The organism is Collimonas fungivorans Ter331, from assembly GCF_000221045.1.
GTDB classification, from domain to species: Bacteria; Pseudomonadota; Gammaproteobacteria; order Burkholderiales; family Burkholderiaceae_D; genus Collimonas; species Collimonas fungivorans_A.
The window spans coordinates 4,663,502-4,689,120 of record NC_015856.1; the positions used below are offsets into that span (position 1 = coordinate 4,663,502).

General features: G+C 60.9%; 20 protein-coding genes. 5 read left to right on the forward strand and 15 right to left on the reverse strand.

Annotated elements, in window-relative coordinates; all coding sequences use genetic code 11:
- Positions 1-90: 90 nt before the first annotated feature.
- The 5 genes from CFU_RS20715 to CFU_RS20735 form a co-directional block, all read right to left on the reverse strand.
- Positions 91-1,044: an amino acid ABC transporter substrate-binding protein gene (locus tag CFU_RS20715; RefSeq protein WP_014007956.1), complete on the reverse strand. Its 954-nt coding sequence runs from the start codon at positions 1,042-1,044 to the stop codon at positions 91-93.
- Positions 1,045-1,211: 167 nt separating this feature from the next.
- Positions 1,212-2,084: an amino acid ABC transporter substrate-binding protein gene (locus tag CFU_RS20720; RefSeq protein ID WP_050808671.1), complete on the reverse strand. Its 873-nt coding sequence runs from the start codon at positions 2,082-2,084 to the stop codon at positions 1,212-1,214.
- A 288-nt stretch (positions 2,085-2,372) separates the two neighbouring features.
- Complete coding sequence (locus CFU_RS20725) at positions 2,373-3,659, reverse strand: Glu/Leu/Phe/Val family dehydrogenase (RefSeq protein ID WP_014007958.1); 1,287 nt, start codon at positions 3,657-3,659, stop codon at positions 2,373-2,375.
- A 253-nt stretch (positions 3,660-3,912) separates the two neighbouring features.
- Positions 3,913-4,914, reverse strand: a complete 1,002-nt coding sequence (locus CFU_RS20730) for a LysR family transcriptional regulator (protein WP_041743734.1) — start codon at positions 4,912-4,914, stop codon at positions 3,913-3,915.
- A gap of 97 nt (positions 4,915-5,011) precedes the next feature.
- Positions 5,012-6,892: an ABCB family ABC transporter ATP-binding protein/permease gene (locus tag CFU_RS20735; protein WP_014007960.1), complete on the reverse strand. Its 1,881-nt coding sequence runs from the start codon at positions 6,890-6,892 to the stop codon at positions 5,012-5,014.
- A gap of 72 nt (positions 6,893-6,964) precedes the next feature.
- Here CFU_RS20735 and CFU_RS20740 point away from each other — a divergent pair, with 72 nt between their 5' ends.
- Positions 6,965-7,372, forward strand: coding sequence for an acyl-CoA thioesterase (locus CFU_RS20740; RefSeq protein ID WP_014007961.1), 408 nt, complete (start codon positions 6,965-6,967; stop codon positions 7,370-7,372).
- On the opposite strand, the gene CFU_RS20745 is transcribed toward CFU_RS20740, so the two are convergent.
- Positions 7,348-8,199, reverse strand: coding sequence for an IclR family transcriptional regulator (locus CFU_RS20745; RefSeq protein ID WP_014007962.1), 852 nt, complete (start codon positions 8,197-8,199; stop codon positions 7,348-7,350). The genes CFU_RS20740 and CFU_RS20745 overlap by 25 nt on opposite strands.
- Positions 8,200-8,353: 154 nt before the next feature.
- Between CFU_RS20745 and CFU_RS20750 the strand changes: the two genes are divergently transcribed.
- The 4 genes from CFU_RS20750 (at position 8,354) to CFU_RS20765 (ending at position 12,681) form a co-directional block, all read left to right on the forward strand.
- On the forward strand, positions 8,354-9,379 hold the full coding sequence (locus CFU_RS20750) for a 2-dehydro-3-deoxygalactonokinase (protein ID WP_041742571.1): 1,026 nt from the start codon (positions 8,354-8,356) through the stop codon (positions 9,377-9,379).
- Positions 9,380-9,403: 24 nt separating this feature from the next.
- The gene (locus tag CFU_RS20755) at positions 9,404-10,072 is read left to right on the forward strand and encodes a 2-dehydro-3-deoxy-6-phosphogalactonate aldolase (RefSeq protein ID WP_014007964.1); all 669 of its coding nucleotides are present in this window, start codon (positions 9,404-9,406) and stop codon (positions 10,070-10,072) included.
- Positions 10,073-10,088: 16 nt separating this feature from the next.
- Complete coding sequence (gene dgoD, locus CFU_RS20760; protein WP_014007965.1) at positions 10,089-11,237, forward strand: galactonate dehydratase; 1,149 nt, start codon at positions 10,089-10,091, stop codon at positions 11,235-11,237.
- 103 nt (positions 11,238-11,340) lie between these two features.
- Positions 11,341-12,681 (forward strand): MFS transporter, encoded by a 1,341-nt coding sequence (locus CFU_RS20765; RefSeq protein ID WP_014007966.1) that lies wholly within the window; start codon positions 11,341-11,343, stop codon positions 12,679-12,681.
- 95 nt (positions 12,682-12,776) lie between these two features.
- Here the strand turns inward: CFU_RS20765 and CFU_RS20770 are convergent, their stop codons facing one another.
- The 9 genes from CFU_RS20770 to CFU_RS20810 all read right to left on the reverse strand — a co-directional run bounded on the left by CFU_RS20770 (position 12,777) and on the right by CFU_RS20810 (position 25,570).
- On the reverse strand, positions 12,777-14,471 hold the full coding sequence (locus CFU_RS20770; protein ID WP_041743737.1) for a long-chain fatty acid--CoA ligase: 1,695 nt from the start codon (positions 14,469-14,471) through the stop codon (positions 12,777-12,779).
- A gap of 121 nt (positions 14,472-14,592) precedes the next feature.
- The gene (locus CFU_RS20775; protein WP_014007968.1) at positions 14,593-17,208 is read right to left on the reverse strand and encodes an alpha/beta fold hydrolase; all 2,616 of its coding nucleotides are present in this window, start codon (positions 17,206-17,208) and stop codon (positions 14,593-14,595) included.
- A 24-nt stretch (positions 17,209-17,232) separates the two neighbouring features.
- Positions 17,233-18,285 carry an aminopeptidase gene (locus tag CFU_RS20780; RefSeq protein WP_014007969.1) on the reverse strand — a complete coding sequence of 351 codons (1,053 nt, stop codon included), beginning with the start codon at positions 18,283-18,285 and terminating at the stop codon, positions 17,233-17,235.
- Positions 18,282-20,378 (reverse strand): molybdopterin-containing oxidoreductase family protein, encoded by a 2,097-nt coding sequence (locus CFU_RS20785; RefSeq protein ID WP_041742572.1) that lies wholly within the window; start codon positions 20,376-20,378, stop codon positions 18,282-18,284. The genes CFU_RS20780 and CFU_RS20785 overlap by 4 nt, the downstream gene beginning before the upstream one ends.
- A 79-nt stretch (positions 20,379-20,457) precedes the next feature.
- Positions 20,458-21,645, reverse strand: coding sequence for an acetylornithine deacetylase (gene argE, locus CFU_RS20790; protein WP_014007971.1), 1,188 nt, complete (start codon positions 21,643-21,645; stop codon positions 20,458-20,460).
- 12 nt (positions 21,646-21,657) lie between these two features.
- Positions 21,658-22,698, reverse strand: coding sequence for an ABC transporter ATP-binding protein (locus CFU_RS20795; protein ID WP_014007972.1), 1,041 nt, complete (start codon positions 22,696-22,698; stop codon positions 21,658-21,660).
- Complete coding sequence (locus CFU_RS20800) at positions 22,695-23,678, reverse strand: ABC transporter ATP-binding protein (RefSeq protein ID WP_014007973.1); 984 nt, start codon at positions 23,676-23,678, stop codon at positions 22,695-22,697. Before CFU_RS20800 ends, CFU_RS20795 begins: the two co-directional genes overlap by 4 nt.
- 7 nt (positions 23,679-23,685) lie before the next feature.
- Positions 23,686-24,591 carry an ABC transporter permease gene (locus tag CFU_RS20805; RefSeq protein WP_041742574.1) on the reverse strand — a complete coding sequence of 302 codons (906 nt, stop codon included), beginning with the start codon at positions 24,589-24,591 and terminating at the stop codon, positions 23,686-23,688.
- A gap of 1 nt (position 24,592) precedes the next feature.
- Positions 24,593-25,570, reverse strand: a complete 978-nt coding sequence (locus tag CFU_RS20810; protein ID WP_014007975.1) for an ABC transporter permease — start codon at positions 25,568-25,570, stop codon at positions 24,593-24,595.
- Between the last annotated feature and the right edge of the window lie 49 nt (positions 25,571-25,619).

Sequence of the window (25,619 nt, forward strand, 5' to 3'; positions counted from 1 at the left end):
GCCGGCAGGCGCCGATTGTGCAACGCAGCAATTCAATTTCAGAAACAAAACGGGAGGCTTGCGCCTCCCGTTTCATTCTTATCGCCGTTCTTATTTTTTCTTCAACTTCAACGATTGTTTCTGCGCTTCAGGGACGGCAGCATAGGCAGCCGGATCGCCGGAATCGGTAGGCTTGGCAAACGCAGCCTTCAGCTCAGGGCTGATTGGCACGTTCAGGTTGATGCCCTTGGGCGGAATCGCCTTCAGGAACCATTTTGCGTAGATGTCGTTGATCTGGCCCGAGGTGTAGACATTGCTCAGTGCAGTGTCGACCGCTTTCTTGAACGGCAGGTCGTCCTTGCGCTCGATGATGCCGTACGGCTCGACCGACAGGGCTTCCTTGGTGATTTCGTAGTCGGCAGGCGCTCTCGAGCTGGCCGCCAGCGATGCCAGCAGGATGTCATCCATCACAAACGCCGTGGCGCGGCCGGTTTCCACCATCAGGAAAGCTTCAGCATGGTCTTTGGCAGCCAGGATGTTCATGCCGAGGTTGCGCTCGCCATTGAGGATCGTGACTTGCTTCAGGTTCGACGTGCCGGAAGTGGAAACGATGGTCTTGCCCTTGAGGTCGTCCAGCGTCTTGATGTTGGAAGATTTCTTGGCCAGGATACGGTTCGCGGTCACGTACATGGTCGGCGCAAAGGAAACGACCTTTTGGCGCTCTGCATTGTTGGTGGCGGAATCGCAGGACAGGTCGATGGTGCCGTTGGAGATCAGCGGGATACGGGTCGCCGAAGTCACTGGAACCATCTTCACGTTCAAGGCGGTCAGGCCGAGTTGTTTCTGAATGGCGGTCGCGGCTTTCAGGCACAAGTCGATCGAGTAACCTTGATACGATTGTTTGTCATCAAGGTAAGAGAATGGAATGGACGAATCGCGCACACCCAGGGTAATGGTGCCGGTATCCTTGATTTTTTTGAGTGTTCCGGTCAGTTCTTGCGCTTGTACGGAGCCAACCATTACTCCCAAGCCTAGCAAAGCGACGACCAATTTTGATGACATCATAACAACTCCCGTAAAAAAAATTATCTGTATAGTTTAACAAACTCGCTGCCACAGCAGCAGACTTAAACCTATGCTTATTTATTATTCTCACCTCTTCTTCAAAAACGCTTGTCTCCACCCTTGCTCATTTTGCATAAATTAACGATTACAGCCAATTCTGTTTACTTTCAGTTGCCAACCTGGTCCGACGGAAAGCGCAACGACTCCCTGAAAAGATAGCCCATGGGCATGTTCAACACGAGATTATTTTTTGCCGGGATCGGACTCAGGAACCACTTGGTGTATAACTTGTTGATCTCGCCATCGTGGATGATGCGCCCCATTTCACGGTCGACCACTGCCTTGTAGCTGGTATCGCCTTTCGGCAGCATGATAGCGTAAGGCTCGGTTGTCAAAGGCTCGCCGACAATGGCGTAGGCCGCAGGATCCTTGGCGGTAGCCTTCAGGCCGTACAGCAGCACGTCATCCATCACAAAAGCGTCAGCCGCCTTGTCTTCCACCATCTTGAACGATTCGTTGTGATCGCGTCCTTCCACTATGGTCATGTTCAGGGAACGGACCTGGCCACGGTCGACCAGCGATTTGACGCTGGTCGTGCCCTTGGTGGTCGCCACCTTCTTGTCGCGCAGGTCCGGCCAGTTCTTGATCTTGTCTTCCACCCGCACCAGCATGCGCGACGACGCCATGAAATGCGCAATGGTGAAACTGACCTGCTTGCGCCGTTCTGCGTTGTTGGTGGTCGAGCCACATTCCAGGTCGATTTTTCCGCTTGCGATCATGTCAATGCGATTAGATGAAGTCACTGGAACATAGACGATATTCAATTGCGGCAGTTTCAATTGTTGCTTCACCGCATCGGCAATCTTGAGACACAGGTCGATGGCATAACCCACCGGTTTTTTATCCTGGTCCACAAACGAAAACGGGAACGACGCCTCCCGGTAACCGATCGTGATGGTCTTGCTGTCGCGGATCTTCGTCAGCACATCTTCCGCATGAACAGCTGTTGCGGCGACGCCCAACGTTATCGCTAACACCATGCCCAGACCTGCATTGCACCACGCGGCCGCAATGCTTCCCTGGCCGCTCCTACCTTTCCCGATTCCCACGCTGCTCTCCCCGTTGACTTGCGCTGTCGATGGTGTTTTTATGCAATGAATATGCTTAATGCAATATTCAAGCCAGCTGTTTGCATGTCGGCGGCGACTGCCTTGGCGTCGCTCTTTTGCAGACAAGTCCCTGGATACGACCAGGGCCAGATGACACGCGCTCAGCTAAGGTTAAAGCTTGAGCGCGCGCAAAACATCCCGACTATAACGCAACATCAATCAAGGATACAAACCACGCATTTCACGCGCCTGCAGGACACGGGTACAGGCAACGATAAACGCAGCGGTGCGCAGCGATACCTTCTTCTCTTCGGCCAGTTGCCAGACCGCGGTAAACGCTTCGCGCATGATGCGGGTCAGGCGCAGGTTGATTTCATCTTCAGTCCAGAAGAAACTGGAGAAATCCTGCACCCATTCGAAATAACTCACCGTCACGCCGCCGGCATTGGCGATCACGTCAGGCACCACCAGCACGCCCTTTTCATGCAGGATGTCGTCCGCGGCCGGGCTGGTCGGGCCGTTGGCGCCTTCCAGGATGATCTTGGCGCGGATGGTCGGCGCATTCTCCACGGTAATTTGTTGCTCCAGAGCAGCTGGCACCAAAATATCGCAATCGACAGCCCAAAACTGCGCACGGTCGCTGATTTCTTCGCCGCCCTTGAAACCGGCGACGCTGCCGGTTTCATTGACGTGGGCTTGCAACGCCGCCACGTCGAGGCCGCTGGAACGCACCACGGTCGAGATATGGTCTTGCACCGCCACCACCTTGGCGCCGGCTTCCGAGAACAGCCGCGCAGCAATGCCGCCGACATTCCCGAAACCCTGCACCGCAATCTTGGCGCCGTGGATATCCAGGCCGCGCTTGACCGCTGCTTCGCAACCCACCACGAACACGCCGCGGCCGGTGGCTTCGCGCCGTCCCAGGCTGCCGCCCAGTGAAATCGGCTTGCCGGTGACCACGCCCGACGCGGTGCTGCCCTGGTTCATGGAATAGGTATCCATCATCCAGGCCATGATCTGTTCGTTGGTGTTGACATCCGGTGCCGGGATGTCCTTGTTGGGGCCGATGATGATGCCGATCTCGCTGGTGTAACGGCGCGTCATGCGCTGCAGCTCGCCTTGCGACAAGGTCTTCGGGTCAACCCGGATGCCGCCCTTGGCGCCGCCGTACGGCACGTTCACGGCCGCGTTCTTGACCGTCATCCAGGCCGACAGGGCCATCACTTCAGACAGCGTCACGTCCTGGTGGAAACGCACGCCGCCCTTGCCTGGGCCGCGCGAGGTGTTGTGCTGCACGCGATAGCCTTCGAAGTGGGCAATGGTGCCGTCGTCGCGTTCGATAGGGACGTCGACGATCAGCATCCGCTTCGGACGTTTCATGGTCTCGACCCAGCGGGCCAAGTTGCCGAGGTAAGGTGTTACGCGATCGATTTGTTCGAGGTAGTCGCCCCATGGGCCGATGCCATGTTGCGTGAGATAGGATGGAACTTCGTGCTTGATAGTCATATTTTTGCGCGCTCCTGGAAGTTGCAGACCGGCCCCCTGGTTAAGGACAGCAATAAGGACGACAGGGGAACTGACAGCGGGGGCTAAATCGATCTAGTGGCGAATCGTAGGACAACGGCACAGGGCAAAGCCAATGCTTTGTGCGCATGTAACTATGCATTTTTTGCATTGATATTAAAAATGCAATCCAAACATGGTGAGCATGGTTTTCGCGCAACGTCCTGCGTGCGCCGCGTGCCTGCAGTTCCGGGATTTATGCGAGCGCCGCCGGCGTTTTACGTTTTGCGTTTTTGGCGGCTTCCTTGGCTGCTTCTTTGGTTGCCTGTTCCTGCTGTTGCAGCAGGTAAGCCCATAACCGCGCCACCACCGGCTTGCCGGGCCGTTGCACGGTAGGACGTTCGCGGTAGAGGCGGATTTCCATGGTCGCTTCCCATTCGGGTGCGCTATCGTCGATCCTGTCGACCCTGGCCAGCTGCTTCAGCTTGACTTCTCGGGTCACCGCCGACTCCGGCAGGAAGGCCACGCCATGCCCTTCCAGCGCCATCATTTTCAAGCCTTCCGCCATGTCTGTCTCGTAGCGTTTTTCAAGGTAGAGCGGCTTCTTGGCGTCGGCCAGGATCAGTTCCACCATGCGCCCGAGGTAAGCATTGCTGGTATAGGACAAGAATGGCAAAGGCGCGCCTGCGCTGCCGGGAAAGACATAGTCCGGCACCCCGGCCTTGTTGCAATGGGCATACGCGCGCAGCACCTCGCTGCCCAGTGTGATCAGGTCGTAGCGGCCGGTATCGAGCTGCACCGGCTGGCGCGGATGGTGATAGCACAGCAGCAGGTCGCAGCCGCCGTCCACCATCGCCATCACGGCGTCATGCACGTTCAAGGCCAGCAGGCGCGTATTGAGCGGTCCGAAACCGTCTTCCAGCAAACGGATCCAGCGCGGCACGTAGGTCAGCGACAAGGTATGCGGCACGGCGAAATCCACCGTGCTCAACGCGGTCGGACGCTTGCCGCGCATCAGCGCACGGGCGTTGTTGATCTGGCCCAGCATCTCCAGCGCCTGCTCGTAAAACACTTCGCCGGCTGCGGTCAGCCGCGTCGGATAGGAGGTGCGGTCGATCAGGTCGGCGCCCAGCCACGCTTCCAGCGACTGGATGCGGCGCGAGAAGGCCGGCTGCGTGACATGACGCAATTCTGCGGAGCGGCTGAAACTATGCGTTTCCGCCAACGAAATGAAGTCTTCTAACCATTTGCTTTCCATGCCGCTATCGTAACGCGAGTCGGCGCGGCGGCATAGAAAATTGGCGGACCTGCGGCCGACAAGCTGCATCGGCGTTGTACTTCTGCACCTTGTACTTCTACATTACCTGCACCACGTTTTCAGGATACCCGCCGTCGATTCCCGGCGAAGGGCCTTCCACTTCTTCCGGATGCGCTTGCTGGCGCTGCCACATCTGCGCGTAGGCGCCGTCCGCCGCCAGCAGCTGGAGGTGGGTGCCGCGCTCGATGATGCGGCCGTGGTCCAGCACCAGGATCTGCGCCGCATCGGCGATGGTCGACAAGCGGTGGGCGATGACCAGCGTGGTGCGGTCCTTGGCGATTTCCTTGAGCTGCGCCTGGATCGCCTGTTCCGATTTCGAATCGAGCGCCGAGGTGGCCTCGTCGAAAATCAACAGCGCGGGATTTTTCAGCAAAGTGCGCGCGATCGCCACCCGCTGCTTTTCGCCGCCCGACAATTTTAAGCCGCGCTCGCCCACCATCGAATCGTAGCCGTCCGGCAGCGATTCGATGAAATCGTGGATATGCGCCGCCTTGGCGACCGCGACGATTTCCGCCTTGCTGGCGCCCGGCTTGCCGTAGGCGATGTTGTATTCGATGCTGTCGTTGAACAGCACCGTATCCTGCGGCACGATGCCGATCGCCTGGCGCAGCGAAGCCTGGGTGATGTCGCGCAAATCCTGGCCGTCGATCGTGATGCGGCCGTTGTTGATATCGTAAAAACGGAACAGCAAACGCGACAGGGTCGACTTGCCGGAACCGCTGTGGCCGACCACCGCGGTGGTGGTGCCGGCGGCAATCGTGAAATCGACGTCGAACAGGATCTGGCGCTTGCTCTCGTAGCTGAAATCCACATGCGCAAAACGCACTTGCGCGCCGCCGGTCAGCAGCGGCGGCGCCTGCACGGCGTCGGCGATTTCGCGATTCTCATCGAGCAGGTGGAACAGCCGCTCCATGTCGGCCAGGCTCTGCTTGATTTCGCGGTAGATGACGCCGAGGAAATTGAGCGGAATATACAGCTGGATCATGAAGGAGTTGACCAGCACCAGGTCGCCCAGCGTCATCTTGCCGTCGATTACGCCCTGCGTGGCGCGCCACAGGATCAGCGTCACCGCGATGGCGATGATCAGCGATTGCCCGGTATTGAGCAGGGACAGCGAGGTCTGCGATTTCACCGCCGCGGTTTCGTAGCGCATCAAGCCGTCGTCGTAGCGCCGCGCTTCGTATTCCTCGTTGCCGAAATACTTGACGGTTTCGTAGTTGATCAGCGAATCGATGGCCTTGGTGTTGGCGCTCGAATCGAGGGTGTTCATGGTGCGCCGGAAATGGGTGCGCCATTCGGTGACGGTGACGGTAAAAAAAATGTAGCTCACCAGCGCCACCGCGGTGATGCCGGCGAACCAGATGTCGTAGTGCAGCACCAGGTAACCCAGCACCAGCGAGATTTCGATCAGGGTCGGCAGGATGCTGAACAGCGCATACGACACCAGCGACGAGATGCCGCGTGTGCCGCGTTCGATGTCGCGCGTCATGCCGCCGGTCTGGCGGTTCAGGTGGAAGCGCAGCGATAGCGAATGCAGGTGGCGGAACACCTGCAGGGCGATGGTGCGCACCGCGCGCTGGGTGACGCGCGCGAACACGAACTCGCGCAATTCGGTGAACAGGGTGGTGCTCAGGCGCAGCGCGCCGTAGGCCGCCAGTATCCCCAGCGGCAGCACCAGCATCGCCTGCGGATGGCTGACCGTGATGGTCATGCTGTCGACCAGTTTCTTCAGCACCAGCGGTACGCCGACATTGGCCAGCTTGGCGCCCAGCATGAACAGCAGCGCCAGCGAGACGCGCCACTTGTAGGTCCAGAGATAGGGCAGCAAGGTCTTGAGCGTGGCCCAGTCGCTACGCTTTGGCTGGCCGCTGCCGGTAACTGCGGCGGGCTCTGGCGACGTGTAAGAATGGTGGCGCATAGGGTGACAATCGTAAAGAATGGTTTAAGCTACGGATACAAAACCAATTGTAGCTCTCAGGGGAAATAACCGATGACTGATCAAAACAACAATCAATTGCCACCCGACACCATGCCGCAGCTGCGGGTGATGCCGATGCCGTCCGACGCCAACGTGCACGGCGACGTCTTCGGCGGCTGGATCATGGCACAAGTCGACATTGCCGGCTCGCTGCCGGCCACCCGTCGCGCCAACGGCCGTGTCGCCACGATCGCGGTGAACTCCTTTTTGTTCAAGCAGCCGGTGTTTGTCGGCGACCTGCTGTCGTTTTATGCCGAGATCGTCAAGGTCGGCAATACTTCGATCACCGTCAACGTCGAGGTGTATGCCGAACGCAACCGGCTGCAGACGGAAGTCGTGAAAGTGACCGAAGCGACGCTGACTTATGTCGCCACCGACGCCCAGCGCAAGCCGCGTCAGCTGCCGCCGCTGGCGTCCTGACTCACATCCTTGTTTGCCCCGAGCTCGCTGGAGATGCTGGCCGCCGCGGCCTGCACTACCGCGATCAGTGACTGCATCCGTTCCAGCGGCATGTAAGGCAGGGTGCTGGACACGCTGATGGCGGCGACAATCGCGTGGCTGGCGTCGTAGATCGGCGCCGCCACACAGCGTATCGACGGCTCGTTGTCTTCCAGGTCGAAGGCATAACCGCCTTTGACGTATTCACGCATCTGGTCGCGGAACTCAATCCAGCTGCGCTTCGGCAATAAACCGGAAGCATGGCTGCTGGCGGCGCTGCTGCGCTTCTGGTACAAGCTCTTCCATTCCTCTTCGTCCATGCCCAGCATCAGAGCCTTGCCGACGCCGGTGGTGGCGATCGGCATCCTGTGCCCCACGCGCGAGCGCATTTCCAAACCCTTCTTGCCGGGAATCTTGTCCAGGTAGAGCACATCGTCGGCGTCCTGCAAAGCCAGGTGGATAGTGTCGCCCGACTGTTCGGCCAACTGCTCCAGGTAGGGCCGCGCCGCTATGCTTAGCGAGACTTCTTCGCGCGCCTGAAAACCTAGTTCAATCAGTTTCGGTCCGAGCATATAACCCGCGCTCGGCGTAAAGCGCAGATAGCGCTCCTGCACCAGGCAGTTCGCCAGCCGGTGGGTAGTGCTGCGCGTGGTGCCCAGCATCTGCGCGATCTGTTTCAGATCGCGCGCACCGCCAGCCACCGCCTGCAGTACTCCCAGCCCGCGTGTCAGGGTCTGGGTGCCGGTCGGTGCGGCAGCCGGCTCATCCGGATTGTCAGGCAACTCTGCCGAGTCCTGCGATTTGCGCATGATTAGAACCTGTCAGAAAATACCTAAGCTTACTTTTATATCCCATATATTGGGATATGATATCATATATTGACAGAAAATGGCAGCCGGAATAAAGTACGCCACATCACGGGGCACGCTGATCCTGCCTGTAATTTTTAAAACCAACCAACCCATGCCGCCTGCACCGCATCAAACGCACTTGATCGCCCTCGACTGGGGGACTTCATCGCTGCGCGCCTACCGGCTCGGAGCGCATGGCCAGACGCTGGAGTTGCGCGCCCTGCCCTGCGGCATAATGCAATTGCCGGCAGCCGCAAGCGGCGACAAAGCCGCGCTTGAAGCCGATTTTGAAGCCGCTTTCGAGCAAGCTTGCGGCGATTGGCTGCGCGCCGAACCAGGCACGCCGGTGATCGCGGCCGGCATGGTAGGCAGCCGCCAGGGCTGGCTGGAAGTACCGTACCTGGAAGTGCCGATCGCCGTCGACCGCATCGGCGCCAGCTTGAGCCTGCTGCGCAATCGCCATGGCCAGCCGATCCATCTGGTGCCGGGCCTGATCGAAAACGCCATGCTGCCGAACGTCATGCGCGGCGAAGAGACCCAGGTGGTCGGCGTGCTCAATGCCCTCAACCAGGACACGGCTGAGACCGATGTCCTGATCGGCCTGCCCGGCACGCATTCCAAGTGGGTGCAGATACGGCGCGCGGGCAAGCTATGCCAGCTAGCGCATTTCGATACGTTCATGACCGGCGAAGTGTTTGCCGCCTTGTCCGGCCATACCATTCTCGGTCGCGGCATGCAGGCTGGCGAAGGCAAGGACAAAGACGACGCGGGGGCCGGGCAGCAAGCATTTGAGCGCGGCGCCCTGGTGGCGCGCAGCGCAGCCGGCCAGGCAGGCGTATTGTCGACCATATTCAGTACGCGCACGCTGGGACTGACCGGCGTGCTGGACGGCGCCGGCCAGCGCGAATACCTGTCCGGACTGCTGATCGGCCACGAAATCGCCGCATTGCAAGCCATGTTGCGGGAACAGGGACGGCAGCCCTCGCAAGTGATGCTGGTCGGCGAAGCCGGCTTGTGCGCACGCTACACGCAAGTGCTGCGCGCCTATGATTTTGGGGCAGTCGAAGTCGTCGCCCAGGCCACCGAACGCGGCCTGTGGCAACTGGCGCTGACGGCTGGACTATTGAAACATGCCTAGCAGCGGGAATACCGGGAAACCATCATGTTAAGAAATGCAATGAAACAGTGCGGACTGATCGCCATTCTGCGCGGCGTCGAGCCGCATGAAGTAGCCGCGATCGGCCTGAAACTTTACGAAGCCGGCTTCCGCATCATCGAGGTGCCGCTCAATTCGCCGCAGCCGTTCGACAGCATCCGCAGCCTGCGCAATGCCTTGCCTGCCGACTGCCTGGTCGGCGCCGGCACGGTCCTGACGACCGACCAGGTAGCGGCAGTCAAGCGCGCCGGCGGCGAAATCATCGTCATGCCGCACAGCGACCCGGAAGTGATCGCTGCCGCCAAACAGGCTGGCCTGGCTTGTGCGCCGGGCGTCGCCACGGTCACCGAGGCATTCGCTGCGCTGGCCGCCGGCGCCGATGTCTTGAAAATGTTCCCGGCCGAGCAGCTGGGGCCGAACGTAGTCAAAGCATGGCGAGCAGTGATCCCGCGCGAAGTGGCGCTGCTGCCGGTAGGCGGCATCACGCCGGAAAACCTGGCAACATTCGTCAGCGCCGGCGCTTCCGGATTCGGCCTTGGATCGGCCCTGTACAAACCGGGGTTGAGCGCCGACCAGGTCGGCCAGAACGCCAACCGGTTTGTCGCGGCATGGTGTGCAATACAAGAAAATTCAAACACGGCAGAAACAGCGGAAACGCCAGAAATAAAAAATTGAACAGGAGACGAGCTTAATGAAGATCACCAAACTGACCACTTACATCGTACCGCCGCGTTGGTGTTTCCTGAAGATAGAAACCGACGAAGGCGTGGTCGGCTGGGGCGAACCGGTGGTCGAAGGCCGCGTGCACAGCGTGGCGGCGGCTGTCGAAGAACTGTCCGACTACCTGATCGGCAAGGATCCGCGCCATATCGAAGACCATTGGACGGTGCTGTACCGCGGCGGCTTTTATCGCGGCGGCGCCATCCACATGAGCGCGCTGGCCGGCATCGACCAGGCGCTGTGGGATATCAAGGGCAAGGCGCTCGGCGTCTCGGTCAGTCAGCTGCTCGGCGGCCCGGTGCGCGACAGCATCCGCGTCTATTCCTGGATCGGCGGCGACCGCCCGGCCGACACCGCGGCAGCGGCCAAGGACGCCGTGGCGCGCGGCTTTACCGCGGTCAAGATGAACGGCACCGAAGAACTGCAGTTTGTCGACTCCTATGAAAAAGTGGAAGCGACATTGGCCAACGTCGCCGCCGTGCGCGCGGCGGTCGGCCCGCATATCGGCATCGGCGTCGATTTCCACGGCCGCGTGCACAAGCCGATGGCGAAGATCCTGATCAAGGAACTGGAACCGTACAAGCTGATGTTCATTGAAGAACCTGTGCTGAGCGAAAACTACGAAGCGCTGAAAGAACTGGCGCCGCTGACCAGCACGCCGATTGCGCTGGGCGAGCGGCTGTATTCGCGCTGGGATTTCAAGCGCATCCTGAGCGAAGGTTATGTCGACATCATCCAGCCCGATGTTTCGCACGCCGGCGGCATCACCGAAACGCGCAAGATCGCCACCATGGCTGAAGCCTACGACGTCGCCGTGGCGCTGCACTGCCCGCTCGGTCCGATTGCGCTGGCCGCCTGCCTGCAGGTGGATGCGGTGTCGTACAACGCCTTTATCCAGGAACAGAGCCTGGGCATCCATTACAACAAGAGCAACGACTTGCTCGATTACGTGAAAAACCCCGAAGTCTTTTCCTATGACAAGGGTTACGTGACCATTCCGCAGGGGCCGGGACTGGGCATCGAAATCAACGAGGAGTATGTCAAGGAACGGGCTGCCGTCGGCCACCGCTGGCGCAATCCGATCTGGCGCCACAAGGACGGCAGTTTCGCCGAGTGGTAAGACGCAGCTTGATCGATCCATCAAACAAATGATTTCACGAAGAGAGCAGCATAGCCCTCAAACACCACCATAAGGTCTGGCAAACCCCGACAGGAGAATCGTTATGCAGGAGCAGGTGCTTGAAGTAGAACCGCTGTCGACGGCAAACAGGACAACACAACCGCCGCAGCAAGCACCCAGCCGCAAACGCTTCCTGATCATGCTGCTGCTGTTCGTCACGGTGGTGATCAATTACCTGGACCGCAGCAACCTGTCGATCGCCGCGCCGGAACTGATGCGCGAACTGGCGATCGATCCGGTCCATGCCGGCTGGATCTTTTCCGCTTTCGGCTGGACCTATGCCGCCATGCAAATCCCCGGCGGCTGGCTGGTGGACCGGGTGGCGCCTAGAGTGCTGTATGCGCTGGCGCTGGCCTTGTGGTCGCTGGCCACCGTCTTCCTCGGTTTTATCGGCAGCTTCGCCGGACTGTTTGCGCTGCGCCTGCTGGTGGGGGCGCTGGAAGCGCCGGCTTACCCCATCAACAACCGCGTCGTCACTACCTGGTTTCCGGAACGCGAACGGGCCACCGCCATCGGCTTCTACACCTCCGGCCAGTTCGTCGGATTGGCATTCCTGACGCCGCTGCTGGCCTGGCTGCAGCAAGCTTACGGCTGGCACATGGTGTTCGTCAGCACCGGCCTGACCGGCATTGCCTGGGCCGCGATCTGGTATCTGGTGTACCGCGAGCCGCGCCAGTTCAAGGGCGCCAATGCAGCGGAAATCGAATTGATCCGCAGCGGCGGCGGCCTGGTCGATATCGCCCAGGCAAGCAGCACGCAAAAACCCGGCTTCAGCGTGGCCGACCTCGGGCTGGTGCTGAGCCGGCGCAAGCTGTGGGGCATCTACCTCGGACAGTACGCCGTGAATTCCACGCTGTGGTTCTTTCTGACCTGGTTCCCGACCTACCTGGTCAAGTACCGCGGCATGGATTTCATCAAGTCCGGTTTCCTGGCCTCGCTGCCGTTCCTGGCCGCCTTCCTCGGCGTGCTCAGCTCCGGCATCTTTTCCGACTGGCTGATACGCAAGGGCGCATCGGTCGGCCTGGCGCGCAAACTGCCGATCATCAGCGGCTTGCTGATTTCTACCTGCATCATCGGCGCCAACTATGTCGACTCGACCGCCTGGATCATCGTCTTCATGGCGGTGGCTTTCTTCGGCAACGGCTTTGCTTCGATCTCATGGTCGCTTGTGTCGTCGCTGGCGCCGGCCAAGATGCTGGGGCTGACCGGCGGCGTTTTCAACTTCATCGGCAACCTGGCCGCCATCACGACCCCGCTGGTGATCGGGTTCCTGATCAGCGGCGACAGCTTCGCGCCGGCCATCACCTATATCGCCGTGATGGCCCTGGCGGGAGCGCTATCGTACATCCTGCTGGTCGGCAAAGTAGAACGCATCACCGCCTGACGCTCTCGCAAAAAAACAAACCCCGGATGCGCTTGTCGCACATCCGGGGTTTTTCACAACCGTGGCCTCCGGCAAGACGCCACTTTTTCCAAATCTCAGGCCGCCTGTTTTTGCTCAGCCGGTTTCTCGTCGCGCAATTCGCGGCGCAGGATCTTGCCGACGTTGGTCTTCGGCAGGTCGGTGCGGAACTCGATATATTTCGGCCGCTTGTAGCCGGTCAGCTGCTCACGGCAATAAGCCATCAGTTGCTCGGCGGTCAGCGACGGATCCTTGCGCACCACAAAAATCTTCACCACTTCGCCGGCATGTTCGTCCGGCACACCGACGCATGCGCATTCCAGCACGCCCGGATGCTGCACCACCACGCCTTCGACTTCGTTCGGATAGACATTGAAACCGGAGACCAGGATCATGTCTTTCTTGCGGTCGACGATCTTGGTGTAACCGCGCTCATCCATGATGCCGATATCGCCCGACTTGAAAAAGCCGTCAGCGGTCATGACCTTGGCGGTTTCGTCATCGCGGTTCCAGTAGCCGCGCATGACCTGCGGTCCGCGGATCGCGATTTCGCCGGCCTGGCCCAGTGCTACCGGATTGCCGGCGTCGTCCAGGATGGCGATCTCGGTCGACGGCAAAGGCAGGCCGATGGTGCCGCTGTATTCCTTGATGTCGCATGGATTGGCGCAAGCGATGGGCGAAGTTTCCGACAAGCCGTAGCCTTCGATGATCGGGCAGCCGGTGACTTCTTTCCACTTGTCCGCAACCGCCTTTTGCACCGCCATGCCGCCGCCGACGCAGACCCGGTAGCCGGAGAAATCCAGCTTGGCGAAATCGGGATGGTTCAGCAAGGCGTTGTACAGCGTATTGACCGCCGGGAAGGTATTGATCTGGTACTTCGACATTTCCTTGATCAGGCCGGCGATGTCGCGCGGATTCGGGACCAGCAGGTTCAAGGCGCCCTCGCGCATGCCGAGCATGCCGCATACCGTCAAGGCGAAGATGTGATACAGCGGCAAGGCGCAGACAAACACCAGCTGCTCGACTTTCGGGCCGTTGTTCAAGCCGGGAGCGAGCCAGGCTTCAGCCTGCAGCACGTTGGCCACCACGTTGCGATGCGACAGAGTTGCCCCTTTCGAGACGCCGGTAGTGCCGCCTGTGTATTGCAGGAAAGCGGTGTCGTCGGGCGTCAGCGCAACCGGTTTCAGCTGCAGCGAGGCCCCTTGCGACAAGACACTGTTGAACGGCACGGAACCGGGCAAGGAGAAACTCGGCACCATCTTCTTGACATGGCGCACCACCAGGTTGACCACCAGGCCTTTGACGCCCATCAGATCGCCCATGCTGGCGACCACCACATGCTTGACCTTGGTGCGGGCGATGACCTGCTGCAGGGTAGTGGCGAAATTTTCGAGTATGAAGATGGCTTCCGCGCCCGAGTCGTTCAGCTGATGCTCAAGCTCGCGCGGGGTGTACAGCGGATTGACGTTGACCACGATATAACCGGCACGCAAGATGGCGGCGATCGCCACCGGATATTGCAGCACGTTAGGCATCATGATGGCGACTCGCGCGCCCTTTTCCAGGCCTTTGCCCTGCAGCCAGGCGCCGACTTTGCGGGACAGCTGGTCAACCTCGGCATACGTCAGGTATTTGCCCATGCAGGCATAGGCGTTGCGCGGCGCGTATTTCTGGAACGCCTCTTCCAGCAACTGCGCCAGCGACTGGTATTGGGAGTAGTCAATCTCCGGGGCCACGCCTTCCGGATACGATTTGAGCCAAAATTTATCCACGTATTTATCCATACTCTGCCTTTAGTCTCTGCTTGTTATAAATGCATTCTTTTTGGCTTGTTTCACTGGAAGAAAAACGCGCCTGTAAGGGGGTATTGCCGGGATATATTGCCGGCCACCGTTAAAAAAGCACGGTTGTATTTTTTTGTTCTACCGCGATGCTATCGGGCAAAGCGTCCGCATGCAAGCGTTTTGACGCATATTTGAGCAAATCATCGGCGCTGAGCTTCATGTTGTGATGCAACAAAACCTCTGCTAGCAGATGCTGGACACCCTCCTCGTCCGGACTCCATTTCACGTGGGCAACTGCCACCGCCGGATGCTCGAACAAGACTTCTTCGATCTGCCGCGGGAACACCCGTCGACCGTTCCGTATTCCCATATTACTCTTGCGGTCGATGATGGAAACAAAACCGTCTTCGTCGATGCTGGCGACGTCGCCGGTGGCCAGCCAGCCGTCGTACAAACGTTCCTTGCTTATCTTCCTGGCAATCAGGTTCAGTGCGGATGCCCCGGGTCCGGCGGCGCCGGCAGGGCCATGATCGTAGCCGGAGAACAGCTGCGGCCCGCGCACCCATAACTCGCCCACGGTGTCGCTAGGCAATTCGGCATCCGTATCCAGGTCGACCACTTTCACTTCCGTATCCGGCAACGGCACGCCGACCACGCCCTGGATGCGGCGCGCCGCCAGCGGCATGGCCAGCACCGCGGGTGCAGCCTCGGTCAGGCCATAGGCTTCGACCAGGCGGCCGCGCGTCAGCTTTTCAAATTCTTCGCGGATTTCCTGGGCCAGCGGCGAACCGCTGACCGCGCAGACCCGGATCGAGGCCAGGCCGTAGCGCCGCACGCCGGGCGTGTGCGCCAGTTCACGCACCATGCGCGGCGTGGTCGGGAAATATGTCGGCCGCATCTTCTTGACGGTCTTCAGCAAGGGCTCCAGTTCAGCTCCCGGCAACAGGATCAGGGTCGCGCCCAGGTACACGCCAAGGTGCAGCAAGCCGGTCAGGCCGTAGGCGCTGGACAAGGGCTGCTGCGCCAGGAAACGTTCGTCGCCCGGCCGTGATTCCGGCAGCCAGTGGCGCAGTTGCAAGGCGTTCGCTGCCAGGTTGCGGTGCGACAGCGCCACCGGCAGCGGCGTGCCGCTGGCGCCGTAGGTGTACACCACCACCGCGATGTCGCCGACATCCTGCACCAGCTCAGTCGGCGCTACCGAACCGCGTCCCAGCACCTGCTTGAATTTCAGGTAGCGCCGCTCATGCCGGCGATGCTGCTTGTCTTGCCGGAACCAGGGCAGCCAATGCCCTTCCTGCACATGATGCAAGGTCGCGAATTTCAGTTTTTCACGCCAGCCCATGTGATCGATCATCGACGCGAATATGACGCGCCGCAGGCCGGCCGCGCGGCGATCGCTCTGCAGCTCATCGCGCAAGTCGTCGTAGCGGTTGGTGGTGGTCACCAGCATCACGACGCCTGCATCTGCCATGCGCGTCAGCAGGATTTCCTTGGGCGTGGCGGCGTCGCTTAGCACCGCCACCGCACCTGCTTTCAGGATGCCGAAATAGGCGATCACCAGAGACGGTATGTTCGGCAAGGCCAGCAGGATCCGCTCGCCGGGCTTGATGCGCAAGTCGAGCAAGCCATGGGCAAAACGATTGGCTTGCCGGTCCAGTTCGCGCCAGTCGATCTTGCCGCCGCGGTAAGCCAGCGCCGTGGTTTTGCCGAAGCGCCTGGCCGTCGCTTCCAGCAAGCGCGGCAAGGGCGCTGCCGGTATCTTGATGCGGTATGGCGTGCGGGCATCGTAGAATTTCAGCCACGGACGTTCGGCTTCCAGCTGCTTGCGCGCTGCGCGCCGCTCGGCTTTTTGCCGTGCCCGCCGCTCCGCCAGCTCCGCCGGATCGGACTGCATCTGCAGGAAGCGCTGGATGGCGCGATTCACCGCATCGGGGCGCTCCACCATCACCTGGTGCGCGGATACCGGCACCACCAGTTCTTCGGCGCCCGGGATCAGGCGCGCCACTTCCTTGTAGGCGGCCTCGTCGAACAGGATATCGCGGTGGCCGAGAATCACCAGCGTCGGCACCGCGATCGCGCGCAGGTATTCGCTGCCGTCCCACGGCAGCAAGGCATGACGGTTTTGCAGGTAAACCACGTGCGACGGCGGATAAATGCGGGCCGCGGTGATGCCGACGTACGGCATCAGTTTGCGCACCATATCGAATATGCGCGGCGGCATGCGCAGCACGATGCGGCCGGCCAGGCGCAGGCGGAAACGCGCTGCCGAGGCGATCATGACCAGCGCCGACACGCGCTGCGGAAACTGCTTCAGGAAATAGGCGGACAGCGCACCGCCGAACGAGTGGCACACCAGGATGAAACGCTGCGGCACTTCCAGCTGATCCAGCGCGGCAGCGATGTCGGCGACCAGTTCCGGCACATCGTAGCTGGCGCCTTCGGCCGCTGTCGGCGCATCGCTGTAGCCGTGGCCGCGCAGGTCGAGCGCGATCACCCGGTAGTCGAGCTGGAATTGTTCCAGCTGGTATTCCCAGTAGGCCGCGCGGCCGCCGAAGCCGTGAATAAAAACCATCGTGGGTTGCTGGCTGCGCGGGCCGCGATCATATTCTGGCCCGGCATCCAGCACGCTCATTTCCAGTGCACTGTCATAGACTCCGCTGCCGTTGCGCGCCAGGCGGTTCGGCAGTTTCAGCGTGCTGCGGTGCAGGTCGGCATTAAATGTCATCTTGGCATTGTAACCAAGATAGATTTATGTGGGCCGGGATTTCGCCAGCTCTTCCAGCCGGCGATGTCTTTCTTCCTTGCTGAGCGCCGCCAGCCCGGCGACCGCCGCATAGAATTTCTTGAGGGTCTGCTGCTGGGCCAGCAAAGCCTTGAAACCGGGCACCAGGTCGTAATAGGTCGCCACCAGCGCCAGATGGGCGTTCGACAACGGTTCGGCAAACCAGTGGTCGTAGCCGGCGTAGCCGCCCCACTTTACCTTGAGCGCCTGGTAATCCACTTGCAGCGCGAGGAAAATCGCCGCCTTCTGCTGCAGCTTTTGCGCATCGCTGAGTTCGCTGGCGTAATTGCTTGCCAGCCGCTGCCGGTACTGCAGCAGCAATGCCAGGAATTCCTCCTTGCGTCCTTCAAACTGAACGTAGGCGTCGCGCGTCTTTTGGCTGCCGACCGCCGCCAGCCAGCGCTCGACGCCGACCTGCTCGACCGTGGTGGCGAACGACTCGTTGAATTGCGTATCGTCCTTGGCGTACACCGTCTGGTGCGCCAGCTCGTGGAAAACCAGGCGCGCCAGTTCGCCGTCGGGATAGCGGATGAAGGTCGACAACAGCGGATCGTTGAACCAGCCGAGCGTGGAATAGGCCGGCACGCCGCTGACTTGCACATCGTAGCCTTGCTGGCGCAGGCTGGCGGCGAATTTTTTTGCGGCGTCCTGGCTGAAATAGCCGCGGTAGTTGACGCAGCCGGCAATCGGGAAACACCACTGCTTGGGCTCGAGCGACAAAGCTGGCGCCGCCACCACATTCCACAAGGCGAAGCGGCGCTGCAGGTCGGCGTACTCGGTGTAGCTGCGGTTGTCCGGCAAGTTCAGATCGCTCACCGCGAAGCGGCGGATCTGCTTGGTCAGCTTCAACTTGGCCCTGAGGCCGGCGTCGAGGTTCGGATCGGCCAGCCATTCATCCACCGGATGAGCGCGGTCCAGCAGCGAAAACTGGCCGTTTGCCGCCTGCCCGTAATACGCCAGCTGGGCGCAACCGGCTGCCGCCACGGCTAACAGCAAAACCGTGGGCAGCCGGGCATTCATGCCGGCGCTTTTTCCACTTCCACCAGCACATCGTAGAAGGTTGGAGCGCGCCCCATGTCGGTCAGGCGCTGGCTGGTCACCTCATTGGCGTTCTTGCCGTCGCTGGCCATTTTTTTCCACCAGATCGACAAGCCCACCACCAGTCCGATCCGCGCCTTGTCGGTCACTCTCAGCCTGGCGTTGAAACTGCCGCGGTCGTTATAGATGCGCACGGCATCGCCGCTGGCCAGGGCTCTTGCCGCGGCATCGGTTGGATGCATGTCCAGGTGCGGTTCGCCTTCGGTGTCGCGCAGGCTTTTCACGTTCACGAAACTGGAATTGAGAAAGTTGCGAGCCGGCGGCGAAATCATCGCCAGCGGGTACTTCCTGGCCAACTGCGGATTGCTGGCCGGCGATTCATAGGGCGCGATATAGGTCGGCAAGGGATCCAGTCCGTCCTTCAGCATCTGCGCGCTGTAAAACTCGCACTTGCCGGATGGCGTCGGGAAACCGCCATGTGCGAACGGCGCGTCCGGCACGTTCAGTTTTTGCCAGCCTTTTTGTTTTAGCGCATCCCAATCGAAATGGATCGCCCGCTCATTTTTCCGGTCAAATGCCTGCGCCGCGATTTCATCGTCGGTTTCGCGGAAACAGGCGTCGTCGAAACCCATGCGCGCCGCCAGCAGGCGGAAGATTTCGGTATTCGGCTTGGCTTCGCCAAGGGGCGTGATCGCGGCGTTATTCGCCAGCATGTACAGGTGACCGTAGGCCGAATGGGCATCCACGTGTTCCAGCTGGGTGGTGGCCGGCAGCACGATATCGGCGTAATCGGCGGTATCGGTCTGGAAATGCTCCAGCACCACGGTGAATAAATCTTCGCGCGCAAAACCGCGGGCGACGGCGCCGGATTCCGGCGCTACCGCAACCGGATTCGAGTTGTACACGATCAGGGCTTCGATTTTCGGCCCGAACTCAGGCGAGGCTTCGCGCAGCAGGTCATCGCCGATGGTGCTCATGTTGATGGTGCGCGGCGCCATTCCCTGCTTTAGCAGGAAATCGGGACGCTGCAGGAACTGGTTATTTTTTGGGAAGCTGTCCGAGGTCGACAGCTGCACGCCGCCGGCGGCATGGCGCCAGGCCCCGACCAGGGCCGGCAGGCAGGTGATATTGCGCACCGCCATGCCGCCGCCGCGCACGCGCTGCAAGCCGTAGTTGACCCGGATCGCCGCCGCTTCGCCGCGTTGCGCCGCAGCGCCGTAGCTGCGCGCCAGTTCCAGCACTTCATCGGCGCCGATGCCGCACACTTCGGCGGTCTTCTGCGGCGTCCAGCTCGACACCTGCTGTTTCAGCTGCTCGAAGCCCAGCGTGTATTGGGCGATGTAGTCGTGGTCCAACAAGTCCTCGGCAATCAGCACATGCATCATGCCCAGCGCCAGCGCCGAATCGGTGCCCGGCAACAGGGCGATGTGCTGGTGGCATTTGTCGGCGCTCAGGGAGCGATACGGATCGATGGCGATCAGTTTGGCGCCGCGCCGTTTTGCTTCCTGCGCGCGCATCCAGAAATGCAGGTTGGACGCTATCGGGTTGCCGCCCCAGATCAGGATCAGCTTGGCGTTCTGGAACTGTTCGAGGTCGGTGCCTACCCTGGCGCCTATCGTGTATTTGTAGCCGGTGCCGCCGGCCGAAGCGCAGATGGTGCGGTCCAGCAGCGAAGCGCCGATGCGGTTGAAAAAACGCATCGCCATCGACTCGCCCTGCACCAGGCCCATGGTGCCGGCGTAGCTGTAAGGCAGGATGGCTTGCGGATTGCGCGCGGCAATTTCACCCAGCCGCCCGGCGATGGTGGCGATCGCCTCGTCCCAGCTGATCTGTACGAATTTCCCCTCGCCCTTGTTGCCGATCCGCTTGAGCGGATGCAGCAGGCGGTCCTTGTGATAAGTCCGTTCGGTGTAGCGCGCGACCTTGGTGCACAGCACGCCGGCCGTGGTCGGATGGTCCGGATCGCCGCGCACCTCGGTGGCGACGCCGTCGGTGACGGTCACCAGCAGCGCGCAGGTATCGGGGCAATCGTGCGGACAGGCGGCACGGATCGTACGAGTGGTGGCAATAGTCATAATGTCATCAAAACCAAGGTGCTTCAATCCGCTACTTTAGCAAAATCCGTTCAAACAAGATGCATTTGATGGCTGCAGCTTACTTCCCGGCTGGCAGCTGCATCTCCGGATCCATCAGGCGCAGCATGAACGCTTCGCACTGGACCAGCTGTTCCAGCGCCACGAATTCATTCGGCCGGTGCGCCTGTTCGATGCTGCCGGGGCCGCAAATCACGGTGGGAATGCCGGCGCGCTGGAACAAGCCGGCTTCGGTGCCGTAGGACACCGCGCCGTTCGGCTTGTTGCGCGCCAGCGCTGCCGCCAGCTGGACCACGGCGTCGCTCTCCTGCATGTTGAGGCCGGGAGCGGAGGCCAGCCATTCGAAGTCGATGGCGGCGTTCGGTTCGACTTTTTGCATTTCCGGCAGCAAGGTGGCGGCGAAATCCTGGATTTCCCGGTACAGGCGTTCGGCGTCGATGCCGGGCATGGTGCGCGCCTCGAAATCGAACTTGCAGTCCTTGGGCACGATATTCGCCGCCAGCCCGCCCTGGATCAGGCCGGTCTGCATGGTGGTGTAAGGCACTGTAAAACCGTAATCGCGCGTTTCCAGCTGGGCGAAGCGGTCTGCCATCTGGCGGATGTAGACGATGATGCGCGCCGCATATTCGATCGCGTTGACGCCCATGGTGGTGTAGCTGGAATGCGCTTCGCGGCCGCGCACGCAGCAGCGGAAACGGTGCGTGCCCTTGTGCGCGATGATGGGCTGCATCGAGGTTGGCTCGCCGACAATGCAGGCCGCCGGCTTCAATCCCAGTTCCTGCAGATCCTTGATCAAGCCTTGCACGCCGATGCACCCTACTTCTTCGTCGTACGACAGCGCAAAGTGCAAAGGCGCCGCCATGTTGGCAGCCAGGAACTGCGGCGCCAACGCCAAGGCGGTGGCGATGTAGCTTTTCATGTCGGCCGAACCGCGGCCGTACAGCAAGCCATCCTTGATGGTCGCCTGGAACGGATCGGTATCCCAGACCTGGCCTTCGACCGGCACCACATCGGTATGGCCGGACAAGATCAGGCCAGGCTTCGGGCCTTCGCCCAAGGTTGCAAACAGATTGGCTTTCTTGCCGCTGGCGTCATAAGTCAGGCGCGACTTGACGCCGAGGCCGGCCAGGTAATCGCGGGTCCATTCGATCAGTCCCAGGTTGGAATCGCGCGATACAGTCTGGAACGCAATCAGGCGTTCGATCATGGCCATGATTTCGGCCGAAGGAGTCAATTGTCGAGTACTCATATCCTGTCCTTTTTATGCCAGTCCATCGTTGAGATGGCAGGCGGAAAAATGTTTGGCGCTGACTTCTTTCAATGCCGGCTTTTCTACTTTACAGCGCGGCATTGCATGCGGACAGCGCGGATGAAAATGGCAGCCCGGAGGCGGATGCAGCGGCGACGGGATTTCCCCCTTTACCGCAAAAAATTCCGTGCGCCGGACTTCCAGCTTGGGCGCCGATGCCAGCAGCGCCTGGGTGTACGGATGATTGGCGCGGGCAAATACCGTATCGGCGGAAGCCGATTCAACGATACGCCCAAGATACATGATGACTACCCGGTCTGACAAATGCCTGACCACTCCCAGATCATGGCTGATGAACAAGTATGTCAGGTCCAGCTCGTCGCGCAGCTTGATGAACAGGTTCAGCACCTGGGCCTGGATCGATACATCCAGCGCCGCCACCGCCTCGTCGCAAACCAGGAATTCCGGCTTGACCGCGAGCGCGCGCGCAATGCCCACGCGGGCGCGCTGGCCGCCGGAAAACTGGTGCGGGAAACGACGCAGCATGGCGCCGTCCAGCCCGACCCGCTGCAGCAAGCTTTCGACATACTCGCGCTGCTGCGGTCCATCAACCAAACCATGCACCAGCGGCGCTTCGCCGACGATATCTTGCACCCGCATGCGCGGATTCAGAGAGGCATAGGGATCCTGGAAAATCATCTGGATCGCCAGCTGCTTCTTGCGTCTTTCCGCAGCATCCAGTTGCTCCAGCGACTGTCCTTTCCACAAGCGCGTACCGGCAGTCAGGCTATGCAGGCCGACCGCCATCCGCCCCAGTGTCGATTTGCCGCAGCCGGATTCGCCCACCAGTCCCACCACTTCGCCGCGCCTGATGCCCAGGCTCACCTGGTCCACCGCATGCACTACTTCCTGCTGCATGCCGGCCCCGAACAGGTTGGCGATCCTGGCGGCGCTGTCGAGCGTCTTGACGAACCGCTTGCTGACCGCCTGCAATTCCAGCAGGTTGGGTGCGGATGGCGGCGGCGCCGTATTGTTGTCGATGGTCTGGCTCATGACACTGCCTCCGCCAGGCTATCCCGCAACGGATGGTAGCAACGCAGCATGCGTTGCTCCACTTCGCGCAACTGCGGCGTCTGCCGGCATTCGACCGTGGCATGTGCGCAGCGCGTGCGGAATGCGCAGCCTTCCGGCAGGTTCAGCAGCGACGGCGTCATGCCGGGGATCTGCTGCAGCGGCTGGCCGCGCGGATTGCGCGACGGCGCCGACGCGATCAGGCCGTGGGTGTAGGGATGGCGCGGATGCTCCAGCACTTGCTGCACCGTGCCGCTTTCGACGATGCGGCCAGCGTACATCACCGATACCGTATCGGCCAGCCCGGCCACCACCGACAGGTCGTGGGTGATCCAGATCAGGGCCGTGCCGGATTCGCGGCACAGCTTCTGCATTTCGTACAGGATCTGCCCTTGTATCGTCACATCCAGCGCGGTGGTCGGCTCGTCGCAGATGATCAGGTCGGGCTGGTTGAGCAAGGCGATTGCAATCGCCACCCGTTGCCGCATGCCGCCGGAAAACTGATGCGGGTAGGCCTGCAACCGCTCATCCGGCGCCGGAATGCCGACCCGCACCAGCGCTTCGCGCGACATCTCGCGCGCCACCATCCGGCTCACGTCCTGGTGTGCGCGCACTGCTTCCATCATCTGGGTGTCGATGCGCAGCACCGGGTTCAGGGTCATCATCGGATCCTGGAAAATCATGGCGATCCGGTTGCCGCGGATCTTGCGCATGGCTTCCGGCGGCAAGCTGCGCAGGTCCTGGCCTTGCAGCAGGATCTCGCCGGCGACGATTTTCCCCGGCGCATCGACCAAGCCCATGATGGAATAGCCGGTCATCGATTTTCCCGATCCGGATTCGCCAACCAGCCCCATGATCTCGCCGCGCTTGACCGAGAACGAAACGTCGTCGACCGCCTTGACCAGGCCGGCGCGGATGGCAAACTGGGTCTGCAGGTTATTGACGGTAAGTGTCGTGTCCATATCGAGCCTATTGCGTTTGCAAGCGTGGATTGAGGACATCGCGCAGCTGGTCCGCCACCAGGTTGATGGTCACCACGGTAACCAGCAGGGCGATGCCGGGAAACACGCTGATCCAGTATTTGCCGGACAACAGGTATTGAAAGCCATTGGCGATCAGCAAACCAAGCGAGGGTTCGGTGATCGGCAATCCGAGGCCGAGGAAAGACAAGGTCGCTTCCAGGGAAATCGCCGACGCCACTTGCAGGGCGGCCACCACGATCAGCGGCGGCAGGCAGTTAGGCAGCAGATGGCGGAACATGATGCGCAGCGGCGACAGGCCGAGCGCGGAGGCAGCTTCAATGTATTCCTTCTTGCGTTCCACCAGCGCCGCACTGCGCGTGGTGCGCGCGTAATAGGCCCACTGCACCGCCACCAGAGCAATGATGATCTTGTCGATGCCGCGCCCGGTCAGGGCCAGCAGGATCAGGGCGATCAGGATGGGCGGGAACGACAGCTGGATATCCGCGACTCGCATGATGAAGGCTTCGATGCGGCCGCCTGCGTAGCCGGCAAGCAGCCCCAGCGTCAGGCCCAGCGACAGCGCGATGATAGTGCTGACGACGCCGACCATCACCGAAATGCGTATACCGTACAGTATCGCCGACAGCATGTCGCGGCCCTGGTCGTCGGTGCCGAGCAGGTAGGTCATGCTGCCGTCGACCGATGCCTGGCCCGGCTCCAGGCGCGAATCCATCACATCCAGCTTGGCCAGGTCGTAGGGATTCTGGGGCGAGATAACGGGCGCGAATATCGCCGCCAGCACGATCAGCACCAGCAGCACGAACCCCGCGGCGGCAATCCTGCTGCCAAAAAAATTGCGGACAAAACGTTGCCAGGGCGTTTCCACCGGATTGGACATTGGTGTCAGTTCCATCTCAGCCTTTGCTTTCTGCCAGGCGCACACGCGGATCGAGCAAAGAATACAGCATGTCCACCACCAGGTTGATCAGGATGAAAATGGTGACGATCAGCAGCAGGTAAGCGACGATCACCGGCCGGTCCAGCACGCGGATCGAATCGATGATCAGCTTGCCCATGCCGGGCCAGGCAAACACCGTTTCGGTGACGATGGAAAAAGCGATGACCGAACCGAACTGCAGCGCCACCACGGTGACGATGGGGATCAGGATATTTTTCAGGACATGGACGCCGATGATGCGGCTGTTGCGCAAGCCTTTGGCGCGGGCGAACTTGACGTAGTCCTGCATCAGCGCCTCCTGGGCGCCGGAACGCGTCAGCCGGATCACCAGGGCGATGTTGAACAAGGCCAGGTTGAAAGCCGGCATCAGCAGATGGCGCAGGCCGTCCCAGCTAAGGAAGCTGACCGGCACCCCGAACAGCAGCTGCGTCTCGCCGCGGCCGCTGGTCGGCAGCCAGCCCAGCTGCACCGCGAACACCATGATCAGCATCAGGCCGACCCAGAATGTCGGCAACGAGAACCCCAGGATCGACACCGCCATGATGGTTTTTCCCACCAGGCCATTGGGCCGCAGTCCGGCGAGCAGGCCCAGCGGCAGGCCCAGCACGACCGACAGCAGGATCGCTGCCGACGACAGTTCCAGCGTCGCCGGCATGCGCTCGAAAATCAAGGTCAGGGCCGGCGTCGAATAGGCAAACGAGCGGCCCAGGTCGCCGCCGGCGGCGTTCTTCAGGAAGATGAAATACTGCAGCCAGAGCGGCTTGTCGAGGCCGAAGGCGACGATCACCTTGGCCCGTTCTATCTGGTCGGCGTCGGGACTGATCAGCACATCGATCGGATTGCCGATCGCATACACTCCGACAAACACCAGCAGCGACATCACCAGCAGCACGACCAGGCTTTGCAACAGGCGGCGGATAATAAAAGCCAGCATCGTTTACCCTAGATTCATCCATAAAAAATCCGCTCGCCGCCATCGGTGA